Origin of the sequence: Shewanella sp. 10N.286.45.A1, assembly GCF_041470405.1 — a bacterium.
In the GTDB taxonomy this organism is placed as follows: Bacteria; Pseudomonadota; Gammaproteobacteria; order Enterobacterales; family Shewanellaceae; genus Shewanella.
Window position 1 is genome coordinate 1 of sequence record NZ_JBFRMK010000278.1, and the last position, 14,644, is coordinate 14,644.

The 14,644-nt window shown below is 43.9% G+C and carries 10 protein-coding genes; 2 read left to right on the forward strand and 8 right to left on the reverse strand.

The features are described from left to right. Positions 1-204 precede the first annotated feature (204 nt). From AB4238_RS18530 to AB4238_RS18555, 6 genes are all read right to left on the reverse strand, one after another. Entirely contained in the window at positions 205-564 is a 360-nt protein-coding gene (locus AB4238_RS18530) for a YajD family HNH nuclease (RefSeq protein ID WP_248973745.1), read from the reverse strand. A 175-nt stretch (positions 565-739) separates the two neighbouring features. Next, on the reverse strand, positions 740-2,728 hold the full coding sequence (locus AB4238_RS18535; protein ID WP_372034777.1) for a BCCT family transporter: 1,989 nt from the start codon (positions 2,726-2,728) through the stop codon (positions 740-742). A 486-nt stretch (positions 2,729-3,214) separates the two neighbouring features. Continuing rightward, complete coding sequence (gene phoU / locus AB4238_RS18540) at positions 3,215-3,925, reverse strand: phosphate signaling complex protein PhoU (RefSeq protein ID WP_220736685.1); 711 nt, start codon at positions 3,923-3,925, stop codon at positions 3,215-3,217. A 25-nt stretch (positions 3,926-3,950) separates the two neighbouring features. Further along, positions 3,951-4,769 carry a phosphate ABC transporter ATP-binding protein PstB gene (gene pstB / locus AB4238_RS18545; protein ID WP_020913396.1) on the reverse strand — a complete coding sequence of 273 codons (819 nt, stop codon included), beginning with the start codon at positions 4,767-4,769 and terminating at the stop codon, positions 3,951-3,953. 31 nt (positions 4,770-4,800) lie between these two features. Further along, positions 4,801-6,453, reverse strand: a complete 1,653-nt coding sequence (gene pstA / locus AB4238_RS18550) for a phosphate ABC transporter permease PstA (protein WP_372034778.1) — start codon at positions 6,451-6,453, stop codon at positions 4,801-4,803. Between the two features lie 85 nt (positions 6,454-6,538). Next, complete coding sequence (locus tag AB4238_RS18555; RefSeq protein ID WP_372034779.1) at positions 6,539-8,794, reverse strand: ABC transporter permease subunit; 2,256 nt, start codon at positions 8,792-8,794, stop codon at positions 6,539-6,541. Between the two features lie 180 nt (positions 8,795-8,974). Between AB4238_RS18555 and AB4238_RS18560 the strand changes: the two genes are divergently transcribed. Beyond that, the gene (locus tag AB4238_RS18560) at positions 8,975-9,475 is read left to right on the forward strand and encodes a glycine cleavage system protein R (protein ID WP_372034780.1); all 501 of its coding nucleotides are present in this window, start codon (positions 8,975-8,977) and stop codon (positions 9,473-9,475) included. A 364-nt stretch (positions 9,476-9,839) separates the two neighbouring features. Continuing rightward, on the forward strand, positions 9,840-10,658 hold the full coding sequence (locus tag AB4238_RS18565; RefSeq protein WP_372034781.1) for a DUF2797 domain-containing protein: 819 nt from the start codon (positions 9,840-9,842) through the stop codon (positions 10,656-10,658). 84 nt (positions 10,659-10,742) lie between these two features. Here the strand turns inward: AB4238_RS18565 and AB4238_RS18570 are convergent, their stop codons facing one another. Both AB4238_RS18570 and AB4238_RS18575 read right to left on the reverse strand, forming a co-directional pair. Continuing rightward, entirely contained in the window at positions 10,743-11,309 is a 567-nt protein-coding gene (locus AB4238_RS18570; RefSeq protein ID WP_372034782.1) for a DUF4136 domain-containing protein, read from the reverse strand. A 275-nt stretch (positions 11,310-11,584) separates the two neighbouring features. Beyond that, on the reverse strand, positions 11,585-14,548 hold the full coding sequence (locus AB4238_RS18575; RefSeq protein WP_372034783.1) for a collagenase: 2,964 nt from the start codon (positions 14,546-14,548) through the stop codon (positions 11,585-11,587). Positions 14,549-14,644: the final 96 nt, after the last annotated feature.

Below are 14,644 nucleotides of genomic sequence, written 5' to 3' on the forward strand. Positions count from 1 at the left end.
ATTTAGTCGTATATCCAAATCTCATAGCGAAGCATAAAGTGTTTTGCCAATTTGTTTAACCTCAGCCGCACTACGTGAGCCCCTCAGTCTTTCCACTTCTGCTTTGCATTGGCTTAAAAGGGAATAACCATTTCTTTACCAATACGATTTGAGTTGAAAAGGCTGAGGGGCTCTGAACTGGCCAAATACTTAATGCAATTGGTATTATTTCTTAAGCATGCTTTTCAAGTCAGCAAACGGATTATAGGTTGCCGCATCCACTTTGGTTTCAGTGGTTGCGCCATACTGGATCAACTCTTCAAATTTCGAATGTTCGTTGTCATGGCAGTACAGACATAACAATTCCCAGTTCGAGCCGTCTGATGGGTTGTTATCATGATTATGATCACGATGATGCACCGTCAACTCTCGTAAGTTGGCATTGTTAAACTCGCGAGTACAACGACCACAAACCCAAGGATAAAGCTTAAGCGCTTGCTCTCGGTAACCGGTTTCACGTTTAGCCTTATACTCTCGAGCTTCGGCCAGTACTTTATCTAACTTGCTTTGTCCTGGTGCAGGCATTCACTTTATCTCATCTTGAATTAACACTGATTGGCTCAATTCTAACACTGAACCTCTTCTATACCCAAGCTTCTAAAGCTAGCTTCTTCGGCTGTATGGTTAACGTGATGACATTGACTACTTAAAGTCAAACAATCCCCTCAACACCATGGTGTTGAGGGGATATATATTCACGTTACTTGGCCTCGTCGCCCATATATTCAGAGCTCGATAGATGCAGATAGTGTAAGTACTTTTCGTACTGAGTCACCACATCTGCCAACACCTGCTCCTGAGTAAAGCCCATGACATCGTAGTGTTGTCCGCCGTGCTCTAAGAACACTTCTACGCGGTAGTACTCCGACCCACCCTCTGCAACGTCAGCAACCTCACTTTCAACCGGGTTAGTAATACTAAATGCACGGATCCGCAAGCCATAAACAAAGTCATTATGCTCTTCATTGGCAATAACGAATCGAATTCGGTTCTCGAAATTCAACAGCTCCGCCGAGACACCTTTACTGTTAAAGGCTTCACAGGCTTTATTCAGTGCAGGTTTGGCGACTTTTTCTAAAAAGCCGAGCGCTTCATCTTCACTTGGATGCGACACTAAAACATCAATATGATCTTCCCAGCTGACATTGGTTTTAGTGAACTGCACACTGGTGTTATGTGACTGCACACTATTGATTTTCAACCAATCATCTTGCAGCGCTTTAAACAGTCCAAAGCACATCAGTAACATGACAATCAAGAACGGTAAGGCGCTAGCGACGGCAGCCGTTTGCAGTGCTTGTAAACCACCTGCTAGCAATAGCACTGATGCTACAACACCTTGCAGCAGAGCCCAGAATATACGTTGCCATACAGGCGCATTATGATCGCCACCAGAGGTTAAGTTATCAATAACCAATGAGCCAGAATCTGATGATGTGACAAAGAACGTCACCACTAAGCACAGAGCGATAGTCGACAGTAATGTAGAGAATGGCATATGCTCAAAAAACACAAACAGCGCCACTGATACATCTGAAGACACCGCATCAGCAAGATAAGTCGCACCTTGGTTCATAATGGCGTCAATCGCTGTATTACCAAATACAGTCATCCACAAGAAAGTGAAAGCCGACGGCACAAATAACACACCGATTAAGAATTCACGAATAGTTCGACCACGTGAAACACGCGCAATAAAGGTACCAACAAATGGTGACCATGAGATCCACCAGCCCCAATAAAGCAGGGTCCAACCGCCGATCCAATCGTTCTTTTGCTCATAGGCGTAGAGGTTGAATGTCTTACCCACAATATCGCTTAGGTAACCACCAGTGTTCTGTACAAACGACTGCAACAATTCAACTGTTGGGCCGAATATCATGATGACAATCAACAGCAGCACTGCGAGGCCTAAGTTAAGCTCACTTAAGCGTTTAACCCCTTTATCTAACCCAGAGAATACCGACAGGGTCGCGATAATCGAAATACCCACAATCAAACCAACTTGCACGTATGTATTGACTGGCACACCTAACAAGTAATTAAGACCTGAGTTAACTTGCAGTACACCAAAACCAAGAGACGTTGCGACACCAAACATGGTGCCTAATACCGCGAAGGTATCTACCGCATGACCGATTGGGCCATATATACGCTCACCAATTAACGGATAAAGCGCGCTGCGTGGTAACAGTGGCAGCTTGTGACGATAAGAGAAGTACGCCAAGCTTAATGCAACTACCGCGTAGATAGCCCAAGCGTGTATGCCCCAATGGAAGAAAGTAATCTTCATTGCATCTTTAGCCGCTTGAATGGTCTCTGGAGTGGCATCAGGTGGCGCAAGGTAATGCATTACCGGCTCTGCAACACCAAAGAACATCAAACCAATCCCCATTCCCGCAGAGAACAGCATTGCAATCCAGCTTTTATAACTATAATCCGGCTCAGAGTGATCTGGGCCGAGTTTAATGTCACCAAAACGCGACACCATAACGAAAATAACAAAAATTAGAAAAATCGCTACGCCTAAGATATAAAGCCAACCGGCCTTCAGCTCAAACCAGGATTTAGTAATAGAGAACACTTCTTGGGCTTGTGTTGGCCAAATTGCACCAAACAACACCATAACAGTAATAAGAAAAACAGAAGAGAAAAAAACAGGTGGATTAATACTCGATTTAATCGACATACAGTTACCGCAGTTAATGAAGTACGCGCCTCTATCTATCTCGGCACATACGTGGCCTACCAGAGATAAGAAGCTTATAGATTAATATAAGAATACACTGGCGGGATTATCATTTTGTGGTTAGGCCCGTGAGTTGTACTCACCAAAGTAATGCTTATGAAACCAATAGCCTGCAACTGTGTGAGTTTAGGTATTGGGCAACTTACATATTCCAAATTGCATTGAATAGCTCAACCCCCAATCTGCCTAGGCGGCCTGATCCAGCTATTTAATAGAATTTGTCTTTGATGATTCACGGTCACAAAATTCATCAACGATAATATATTATTTCCTGAGTTGAGGTTTTCGTCCAGATCTCAAATACGAAAAAAACAGCAAAATGCTGTTTTTAAGGCTAAAAAATCAGCACCAACAATCAATCTGTGGCGCTGATCTCAAATTTTGCTCGTTGGTGTCAGATGCTATCTGGACAACAAAACACCAAGATTAAAAATTGAGGTCTTTTTCCATCTCTTCATAAGAGATATGGCGTACATCTTTACCTTTAACGTAATAGATAATGTATTCGCAAATGTTCTGGCAGCGGTCACCCACTCGCTCAACTGCACGTGCCGCCCAAAGTACGTCTAATACTTCCGGGATAGAGCGCGGATCGGCCATCATATAGGTCATCAATTGACGAATAATGCCTTCATACTCTTTATCCAATTTAATATCTTCTTTATGCAGCTCAAGCGCCACATCTGCGTCCATGCGGGCAAGTGCATCAAGTGTTGAGTGCAAGGTGCGTGTAGCATGACGTCCCATATTCTCAATACTCACCAATAGTGGCTGTTGATTTTTAGAACGCTTATCCATTGCCGCTTTGGCAATCTTCACACAGGCATCGCCAATACGTTCTAAGTCGGTAATGGTTTTAGAGATAGCCAATACTAAACGTAAATCACTAGCTGCAGGTTGACGCTTAGCAATAATGCGGGTGCACTCTTCATCAATCGCCACTTCCATACCATTGACTTTATGGTCGCCCTCAATCACTTTTTGCGCCAATTCAGAATCAAGTGCAGCTAACGCATCAAGCGATTGCTCAAGTTGACGCTCAACCAAGCCGCCCATGGTTAATACACGGTTGCGAATATCATCTAATTCAGCATTAAACTGACCAGAGATATGTTTATTTAAGTTCATGTTTTCCATTGCAATAAACCTCTATCAGTTCAATTTATCCGTAACGACCAGTAATGTAATCTTCGGTCTTTTTCTTACGTGGCGTAGTAAAGATGGTGTTGGTATCGGCATACTCAACTAGCTCGCCCATGTACATAAAGGCAGTTTGATCCGACACCCTCGCAGCCTGCTGCATGTTATGGGTCACGATAACCACGGTGTACTTAGATTTAAGTTCAGTGATCAACTCTTCAATGGTTAATGTAGAGATAGGATCAAGTGCCGATGTCGGTTCATCGAGCAGTAACACTTCAGGTTCAATTGCAATCGCTCGCGCAATCACCAAACGCTGCTGCTGACCACCAGATAACCCGAATGCATTGTCATGAAGTCTGTCTTTTACTTCATCCCAAATCGCCGCACCACGTAGTGAACGCTCAGCAGCATCATCTAAGTCGCGACGATTATTTACACCTTGCAGGCGCAAACCATAAACCACATTTTCATAAATTGATTTAGGGAACGGGTTTGGTCGCTGAAATACCATGCCGACATTACGGCGCAGCGCTGCTACATCGACTTTTTTGTCGTAGATATTCTGACCATGCAGCAAAATTTCACCGCTGGTATGGCAGTTATCAACCAAGTCGTTCATGCGGTTTATACAACGCAGAAGCGTTGATTTACCACAACCACTTGGGCCAATAAAGGCGGTGACCTTTTTCTTAGGGATATGCATAGACACATCAAATAGCGCCTGTTTATCACCATATTTAAGGTTTAAGTCACGGATCTCTAATGCCGTATCTTCTTTGCTTAAGTTTTCTAGGTCTAGCATGTCAGTCTTCATTACCGATTGATCTATTGAAATCATGTTGTTTCCTATCACTTAGGATAATCGTCAATTAATGCTCAAGCGAACGATATTTTTCGCGTAAGTGGTTTCGGACACCAATGGCTGTTAAATTTAACGCCACAATCACCGAGACCAAAAGGAAGGAAGTCGCGTATACCAAAGGACGCGCAGCTTCTACGTTAGGGCTTTGGAAACCAACATCATAGATGTGGAAACCTAAGTGCATGAACTTTCGCTCTAAATGCACAAATGGGAAATTCATGTCGATAGGCAGTGTTGGCGCCAGTTTCACCACGCCCACCAGCATCAAAGGCGCAACCTCACCCGCCGCTCGCGCTACCGCTAAAATCAAACCCGTCATAATGGCTGGACTTGCCATTGGGATAATAATTCGCCATAGGGTTTCAGCTTTCGTCGCCCCCAGTGCCAAGCTACCTTGACGTACCGAACTTGGAATACGGCTCAAGCCCTCCTCGGTCGATACAATCACCACTGGCAGAGTCAAAATCGCTAGCGTTAATGCCGACCAGATAACACCTGGCGAGCCAAAGGTTGGTGCAGGTAACGCTTCAGGGTAAAACAGTTGGTCAATCGAGCCACCAAACATATAAACAAAGAAACCCAAACCAAATACACCGTAAACAATAGACGGGACACCCGCTAAGTTAATCACCGCGATACGGATCATCTTAGTCACAGGCCCTTTCTTGGCATACTCATGCAGATAGATAGCAGCAATAACACCAAATGGCGTCACAATCACTGCCATCAACATCACCATAAATACGGTGCCAAAAATAGCAGGAAACACGCCACCTTCGGTATTCGCTTCACGCGGATCATCACTAACAAACTTACCAATACCAATAAACCAGTGACCAACTTTACCCAGTAAGCCCAGTCTGTTTGCGTAGGTGACATCTAAAATAGTGTCGAGCTTAAGCACCACCTCTTCACCGCGCATATCTCGAATAATGACAGAGTCGCGACCAGCTTCAGTTTTAAGGGCAAAAAACTCTTTTTCTACGATTTGATATTGAGCATCAAGCTTTGCTCTTTGTGCTTCAATCTCAGCTTTACGGCTTTCAGTAAGCGCGTTATTTAGCTCATATTTACGTGACTTTAAGCGTAGATTCTCAAGTTCATAGTTTATGGTGCCAATATCGCCTTTTTGAATATCCAGCGCTTTATCGTTAAGCGCGACAGCACGTTCGATGTGTTCAGCGAAAGCGGTTTCAATATTATCAGGCGTTATGCGTCTACCATCTTCGATGATCCCTACTGGGTAACCATAAAAGTCACCATTTTTACTCCGCTCAATCACCGCAATATCATTGGGCTTAGAGCGCGAAATAATATCTGTCTCCATTATCCAGCGAAAATCTAGGCTAACAAACTCACGGTTACCGGTTTTAATCAGGTAACGAGTGACCGTCTCTCCCACATCAGAGTCAAAGGTATGCCCTGCAGATAACAGGCGTTCAACAGGCACCTCTTCTCTATCGTAGACTTCACCGATAATGGTAGAGCGTACATTGTTTTGGTCTTTTATCTCCCACTGATAAATATCAGCAGGCCAGAAGTAACTTAGACCACGCCATGCGATAAGCAACAGCAATCCAAGTACAGCAATTAGACACACGCTGACAGCGCCGCTGGTCATCCAAATCCAAGGAGAACCAGACTTAAACCACTTACCCATTAGCTAAACCTCTTACGGCGACAAGCGACTTCTTATTGATTAAAAACATATTCAGTATCATCTCAACATCCATATAAATAAGCGGTTACAGTGAGCTATAGCGTTCACGTAGACGTTGTCTCACCACTTCTGCAATCGTGTTGAAGAAGAAGGTAAAGATAAATAGTACAAATGCAGCAAGGAACAGCACGCGGTAGTGGGAACTACCAATGGCAGATTCCGGCATCTCAACTGCGATGTTAGCAGCTAGCGTTCTCATCCCCTCGAAAACACTCCACTCCATAATCGCGGTGTTACCCGTAGCCATCAGCACAATCATGGTTTCACCGACGGCACGGCCAAGTCCCATCATTACCGCAGAGAAAATACCAGGGCTTGCCGTTAGTAATACCACTCTTGTTAGTGTTTGCCATGTGGTTGCACCTAGCGCCAAACTTCCGTTTGAGAGGTGACGTGGCACAGAGAACACCGCATCTTCTGCGATAGAGAAAATAGTCGGAATAACCGCAAAGCCCATGGCAATACCAACGACCAAGGCATTACGTTGGTCGAAAGTGATACCTAGTTCGTTTGTGATGAACATGCGAGTATCACCGCCGAATAATGCCGACTCTAGACTTGGGCTTATCGCGAATGAGAACCAACCGATAAACAGTATCACCGGGATCAGCATGATCTCTTGATAGGTATCCGGCAGACGTTGTTTCCATTTTGCCGGTAATTTGTGCCAAGCGAATGCGCTCGACAATACCGACACAGGCAGCAATATCAGTAAGGTTAATATCCCGGGTAGGTTATCTTCTATCAGCGGTGCTAACCAAAGACCGGCTAAGAAGCCAAGAATAACGGTTGGCAGTGCTTCCATAATTTCAATCGTAGGTTTAACAATAGCGCGCACTTTTGGCGACATGAAATAAGCGGTGTAGACCGCGCCAGCGATAGCCAATGGTGTAGCAAACAACATGGCGTATAACGCGGCTTTCATGGTGCCAAATGCTAATGGCATTAAGCTTAATTTAGCTTCAAAGTCATCAGAGCCCGATGTCGACTGCCATACATACTTAGGCTCAGGGTAACCTTCATACCACACCTTACTCCACATCGCGCTCCACGACACTTCTGGGTGAGTATTGGAAACACTAAACAGGTTTAGCTTGCCATCTGCTTCAACAACCAAAGCGTTAGAACGTGGGCTAAAACCGACTGTACCGGGGTTTTTAAGGTCAAACTTTTCAGAAAACAATTCACGCTGGCTGGTAGTGTAAAGCAAGCTTAAATTGCCATCATCAGTGATAGTGACAAAGCTTTTACGATAAAACTCAGAAGCCACACTCGTGATACCGCTATCGTTGTCAAAATCACGAATTTCTTGATATTGACGTCCCTGATCACCATTAACTTGGAAATACTGCTGCACTAATCCGCTGTCGTAACTGACCAGCAATGAGCTTGCGCCAGCCAAAAGACTAACGTTAGTGACTCTAGCTTTAGCACGACCCAGCTCTAAAACTTGTCTAAGGCTAACTGCTTCTGCGTCACGAATATCATACACAAATAGCTTGTCACCCGAGCTCAATATTAATTGGCGTTGATCTGGCGTCATCAATTGCTGCTGCACATTCACTGGAGCATCAGGAATAGTACCGGTATAAGACACCCACTCGACCTCTTCGGTCATCATGTTCTCTTCGCCTTCTTGACGAGAGATACGCCATACTTTGTTATCGTCTTGATAAACAAAGCTCATTTTATCGCTACTGTAATCGAATGCTAAATGATTAAGAGCATGTCCATCCGCATCGACTGTCAATGGCACATTGCCATTAGGAAAACGCAGCTTAGGCGTAATAAGGCGCTTATTATCTGGATAAGTCACTCCAAACTCGACACCAGCAACAATAACTTGGCCGTTGCTTAACCCAAGTGCGAAACGCTGCTCACTCGGCATTGCCGCGGAGCTACTCACAACATGCGAACCCGCAGGGGTATTTATCTGTTCAGTTCTAATTAGTTGCGATGTTTGTGTATCAAAAAAGTCCACTTTACCCAATTGCGATACACGGTACATCACTTCATTTTGTTCATCGCTGCCAACCATTAATGCTGGTTTGCTATCGTGGTACTGCGCACTGGCAACAGGGGTTACTTCCGCGCTATCAAATATTGGCTTAACCACATAAAGCAGATAAAAGAAGATCAGTAGCAAGGCCACAAATACCATAGTACCACCTACGGTGACACCGACTTGGGCTGCTTTGTCCATGATTGCTCTGCGCGAAGTACCATTGTTTATCAATAGGTTTTTTGCAGCAGATCCAGGCTGAGATACCTGAGTTTCCATTAAGAACCTCGATTATTAAAAAGCCAGCAAAATAAACTGGGCTTGTATCAACGACTATGCTAACTGTAGTGTTACCAAATAAGCACTACAGTGACGTATTCTAATGTGGTGCATTATATGACGCAAAAATGACACTAGTGTTACAGCGGTTAACTTATTAATTAATGGAGCTATATCAGTATGTTAAGGTATCTAGTTACGCTACAAGCAACAGATAGAGAAGGTTTAGTCGAACAAATAGCCCATGCAGTAAGTCATCATGGCGGTAATTGGTTAGATTCTGAACTACGTCATATCGATGGTATTTTTGCTGCCATCTTACTACTTGAGGTACCTTCTGCTCATTGGGATGAGCTCATTGAGACCTTAGAAAGTCTGGAAGGTGTGGCATTAACCTTTGCTAAAACCAAGAAAATCGCCGATAAAGTCACTCACTTAAGTTACTCTTTAGTCGCCTATGACAGACCGGGACTTGTGCATGAGATCTCAAATAAAATCAGCGCGCTAGGGATCAACATAGAGCATATGAGCACCCGTTATGAAAGTGCAAGCCATACCGGTATTGCGCTATTTAGAGCAGAGTTTAATGTCGGCCTTAAAGATGCAAGCCATGAAGATAAGTTAACCGAAGCACTACACGCGATTGGCGATGATGTAGTGTTAGATAACCTTACGGCATAAGTCCATCAAATGTAGGCTGTCATTCGAATATGAATGACAGCCTATAACAGCGATAACCACTGTTATGCATAACTGGATTACTGATAATCATTTAGCGGTAAACCTTCTTTGTGTCATAGCTAAATCACAGCTTTAAGCCGTTCTCATAGCCCAAGATAACGTGCCAGAGGAGGAAATGACAAAGGATACGCTTTAAGTTCATCAGTCCAAATAGCCAACATAAAAAAGTAAACCATTAGCTTGAATCTCTAGATTACGCCATCGGCTAACTGTGCATTATGTTCACTAGCAATCGATAAAACCATTCCAAATAGCTGCAAACAATCTGTTAGACTGTTCGAAAACCTAATAAGAAAGTAATGTCATGCTTGGAACACTTAGAAAAATGCGCAGTCACCTTGATGATAATCAACAGGTGCAATATCAATTACCTGTCGGTGAAGAGCTACTCGATCTAAATCCGCTAATCGGCTCTGAATTAACCCTGACACACACAGGCAAAATACTCTGTTGTAATTGCGGCAAAAAAACCAAGAAGAGTTATTCGCAAGGCCATTGCTACGTGTGTATGCAAAAGCTTGCCAGTTGCGATATGTGTATTATGAAACCCGAAACCTGCCATTTTGCCGCTGGGACATGTCGTGAGCCCTCTTGGGGCGAAGCAAATTGTTTTGTGCCACATTATGTTTATTTATCTAATACGTCAGGTGTTAAAGTCGGTATTACCCGCCATACGCAGTTGCCAACCCGTTGGATAGATCAAGGCGCAACCCAAGGCTTACCGATCTTTAAGGTCGAAACCCGGTTAATTTCAGGTCTCGTTGAAACCGCATTAGCTGAGATGATCGCTGATAAAACCAACTGGCGCACTATGCTTAAAGGCAATGCTGATGATCTCGACCTTAAAGCGCAAGCGCAAACACTGATCCCACAGATAACTGAGCGTCTAGCTGAAATAACAGCGGAACATGGTGAATTTGCAGTGACTCAACTTGATGAGCCCATCCAGCAGATCCATTTCCCGGTAAACGAATTTCCAACCAAAATCGCATCGCATAATTTCGATAAGAACCCTGAAGTTTCTGGTGTATTGAAAGGTATTAAGGGACAGTACTTAATCTTTGATACCGGCGTGATTAATATCCGTAAATTTGGCTCTTACGAAATCAACGTGGCTTATTAAATACAGTGCAGTGAGCATACAAAAACGCCCTGTTCTAATACCAAACGGTATAACAGGGCGCTTTATTAACTATGTTCTAAATGGCTAAACGGTAGGAATCGGTTTCAACATGGTCGAGAGCAACTGCTCAAACCGCTGCTCTCTGTCAGCAGGTTTTTTATCTAATTCAGTAAAACCTTGCGCTAATACACGCCAAATAGGTTGCGGATTATGAGGAGTAAATAGAGCAACCAATACCGAACCTTTTTCGTATTTATCATCTACACCTTGAGTCGATAAACCGGGTACTAAGCCGGCACGCTCTAAAATCTCTTTGTCACTCATCTCTGATTCCAGCGCTAAACCAAACCCAACCAGTATATTTGGTGTTTCATGCGCTGTTGCCTGGCGGTATCCTTTAGCTAGCATCGCCTTAGAGATGGCACTTTTCATATGTGCAACCACCACTTGCTTATTCACTTCATCATTTGCATGAACCGCAAACATGGTTGGATGCCAATCGAACACTTTGGTAGAACTATTAATAACAGACAGATCGCCAGAGGTAACCATTGTGGTGCGGATGACCTGTAACTCTTCTGTCGGTTGAGAGCTACAACCCGTCAGCGCCATGAGTCCAAGCAAAATTGCAGCAATATAGTGTTTAATCATGAGTTTTAAAATCCATCTCTAAGGTGACGTCATAGGTTAACATCTGAAACATTAACCTAACCTGACCTAATAACAATTGCACCTATTATCTCTGTTTAGCGATTCTGGATTAATACAGGTACATGGCTAATTGATTGGTATAAATGCAGGACAAAAGGAAGCAATAGAAAAATGAAATTGTTTCTATTTAGTTTCAAATAGCGCGGCTTAAAATAAAAAGAAAAAGCCGGCTTATATCGCGCCGGCTTTAATACAGGGTTAATTCACTTTAGTGGTTAGTTTTTCACACTAACAACCAAGCTTGCCCCAGTGCTAGATGGCGCACCTTCAGCACTAATATAGTACCAGCCGCTAGTTGGGTTGCTAATTGTTAATGTTTCAGCATTGCCACTATTTTCAGACTTAACTTCATAGGAAGACGCACTTGCCCATGTGCGGCTATCACCGTATAAGTTGACGTCACCGCTACCATTACCACTCTTTACCGTCACTTCTGTCGCACCGTTTGGTATATAGAAGTAGTAGCTAGCATTCCCATCAGCAATACAGATTGCATCATCGGCATTAAGTCCGCCGTAGCTGTATGGATTTTCGGTTGCACAAGCATCTTCAACAACAGGTGTTGGTGTTGGTGTCACTGGATCGCCACCACCATTATCTGGGTTGCCACCAGTCGGTTCAGTCTCGCTTACCGTAATACTCACGCCTTGGTATTCAGAAACCGCCACAAGACTGATATAAACCCAACCACGATTAGCTGTCACACTAACAAGCTCATTGTTGCCGACATTTTCAGACTTAGCAGTATAGCTATTTACATCTGCCCAAGTATTTTGGTTGAAGTAAACATTGACGTCTCCGTTTCCTCCCGCTGTTGAGATATACAGTGGTGTATTGTCGGCATCGACATAAGTGTAGTAAGAGTTACGTCCAGTACCTGCCACACAATGCGCATTATCAGCAACTAAGTTACCACCGGTAATAGTCGCTACACCGCAGTCTTCTACTGGCGTTGTGCCATTATCAGTGTCTGCATTATCACCGATACCGTCACCATCTGAATCCGCCCACTCTGAAGGGTCACTAGGGAAAACATCGCTGTTATCACCTACACCATCACCATCGGTGTCCTTGGTTTCAGTTGCATCGGTTGGGAATGCATCAGCATTATCACCCACGCCGTCGCCATCTGTATCTTTAGTTTCACTTGGGTCAAATGGGAATGCATCTTCGCTATCAATAACGCCATCACCATCGCTATCTGTTGGTGGTGTAACGCCGGTATCAATACCCGAATCGTTACTGGTTACACTTGCAAGCCAAGTGTTCCACTCAGCATCATAGTACTGAGCAATATTACTATTAATGTAGTTTAACCAACTTGTAGTATCACCGGCACGAGCATGAACCAGTAATTCATCAACGTCTGCTCTATGGTTTTCGAACATAAAGCGCACGGCCAAATAACCCCAGCTGTATACCCGCTCGGTGCTACTGTTATAATCGTTAGCTAAAATTTCACTCAGCGTAAACGTTTGGGCGCGAGCCAAAGCAATGGCATCATCATTGCGATTCTGCTTAGAAATATACTCAGCTAGGCCTTCTAACCACCAAACGGATTTATCAGTTTGGTGGTTAAAGTGGTTAAATGAACCGTATAAGTTATAGCGACCATCAAGATAGTGCACATATTCATGACCTAAGTTCCACACTAGTACATCGTTAAGCCAAGTGGCTTCATGGGCGATAAATCGTGCCTGATTACCTTGTTGTGACGGCGTGCCTTCTAGGTACATGCCACCATTATCCGTACTAATACCGAAAATGGTTCCTGCAAAGTCGATGTAGTCGTCAGTACTGTTAAAGATATTCACTTCAAGGTTGCTGTTGTAGTCATCGGCTACAGGTTGGTTACCGGTCGCAAGAACATTGTGGAACAGAATTTCCTCTTCACCCATAAGATCACAAGACTGTTGTAGCTCTGATGTTGTCATCTGTTGCGCCCGAATGGCGATAGTACCGCTACAGCTGTAATCTACTGACAGAACATTGGCCTCGAGGTTTTCTTTCCAGTTACAGACACCAAACTGTTGGCAATCATTCGGATTGTAATAAGAGAGGTAATCAGCGGCATCAGCCCATTGTGCACTGTAAAGGTCGAATTTATCTTTATATGCAACGGTACCGTTGTTTAAACGGGTCTTGAGATTTGCAGACAAGTTATTGTCGGCATGGTAAACATAAAAGCGGGCAAACTCATGAAACGCATCTTTAGACTGGAAAGATGACGACGAATTGATAATGTAATCAGCCGTTGCCACTTTAACGAGCGCATCAAGCAGATCGCTATAGCTCTCAGCATTTTGAGTGAAGTTAGTATTACTGCGTGCATAATACAAGGTCGTAAATGCTTTGGTCATTGCCGCACTATGATTAGCATTTGCAAGATGAGTGGCGCTAAAACCATTTAGGTAACGGGCGATACTCGGTACACTTTCTTTATAACTGCCCGTGTTACCCCAAGCTATAAAAAATTCGGTCAACGTTTCAGCCTGCATATCACTGGTGTCAGTAATGTACGGGTTAGTGCCGTAGGCAACCAATACATCAGTCACAGCGTTCGCTACACTCGAATCGGTGTAGGTTAAACTATCGTTATAGTACTCAACATAAAATGCAGCACGCAAAAAGGTGATAAGTTTGAGCATTTCGTTGCCAGTACGGCTGTCATAACTTGCAGCGATACTAAGAGCTCTATTGGCGACATCAACCACATTCTGACTCTGATACGCTGCAACCGATGTCGCGTCATTATCAAAAAGTTGGTTAATACAGGAAATATCAACGCTTCTAACATGGTCAAACAAAGCTTGGCCGGTCAAGCTAGCAAATTGGTTATAGTCTGTACATTGTGTTTCAGCTTGTGGTCCCACAGTACCTTTAAGCCCTTTTTGCCCTTTAGCCCCTTCGATCTTTGACTTGCTATCGTCCTTTTTAGCCTCTGGCAGGTATTCCTTGTCATTACGCTTCGCTTGAGCTCCGCCAGGTATATCATCGCCACGCTCAAATCGATGAGCAACTTGCTCTGCATGAGCAGGCTTTTCAGCGACTGCTGTCGGTGCAGGTTGGTCATTTGCCATACTCATTGCCGGAAAAAGGGCTGCAGAACAGGCCAGCGCTAATACATGTGCCTTAAAACTCTTACCTTGCTTGAATGTCTTCAATGATTGTTGTTGCATAAATTACTCCGCTTGCTGTGGTTAATCTGCATTAATCACCTAATTCAAGGAAGTGAGTTAATGGAGTACCCAAGGGCACTCAATGCCACGCTTATA

What these genes read in the sequence shown, in the direction of transcription:
- AB4238_RS18535 (WP_372034777.1), bottom strand. Translation starts at nt 2,728, where the DNA reads ATGTCGATTAAATCGAGTATTAATCCACCTGTTTTTTTCTCTTCTGTT.
- AB4238_RS18575 (WP_372034783.1), bottom strand. Translation starts at nt 14,548, where the DNA reads ATGCAACAACAATCATTGAAGACATTCAAGCAAGGTAAGAGTTTTAAG.
- AB4238_RS18570 (WP_372034782.1), bottom strand. Translation starts at nt 11,309, where the DNA reads ATGATTAAACACTATATTGCTGCAATTTTGCTTGGACTCATGGCGCTG.
- AB4238_RS18565 (WP_372034781.1), top strand. Translation starts at nt 9,840, where the DNA reads ATGCTTGGAACACTTAGAAAAATGCGCAGTCACCTTGATGATAATCAA.
- pstB (WP_020913396.1), bottom strand. Translation starts at nt 4,769, where the DNA reads ATGATTTCAATAGATCAATCGGTAATGAAGACTGACATGCTAGACCTA.
- AB4238_RS18560 (WP_372034780.1), top strand. Translation starts at nt 8,975, where the DNA reads ATGTTAAGGTATCTAGTTACGCTACAAGCAACAGATAGAGAAGGTTTA.
- pstA (WP_372034778.1), bottom strand. Translation starts at nt 6,453, where the DNA reads ATGGGTAAGTGGTTTAAGTCTGGTTCTCCTTGGATTTGGATGACCAGC.
- phoU (WP_220736685.1), bottom strand. Translation starts at nt 3,925, where the DNA reads ATGGAAAACATGAACTTAAATAAACATATCTCTGGTCAGTTTAATGCT.
- AB4238_RS18555 (WP_372034779.1), bottom strand. Translation starts at nt 8,794, where the DNA reads ATGGAAACTCAGGTATCTCAGCCTGGATCTGCTGCAAAAAACCTATTG.
- AB4238_RS18530 (WP_248973745.1), bottom strand. Translation starts at nt 564, where the DNA reads ATGCCTGCACCAGGACAAAGCAAGTTAGATAAAGTACTGGCCGAAGCT.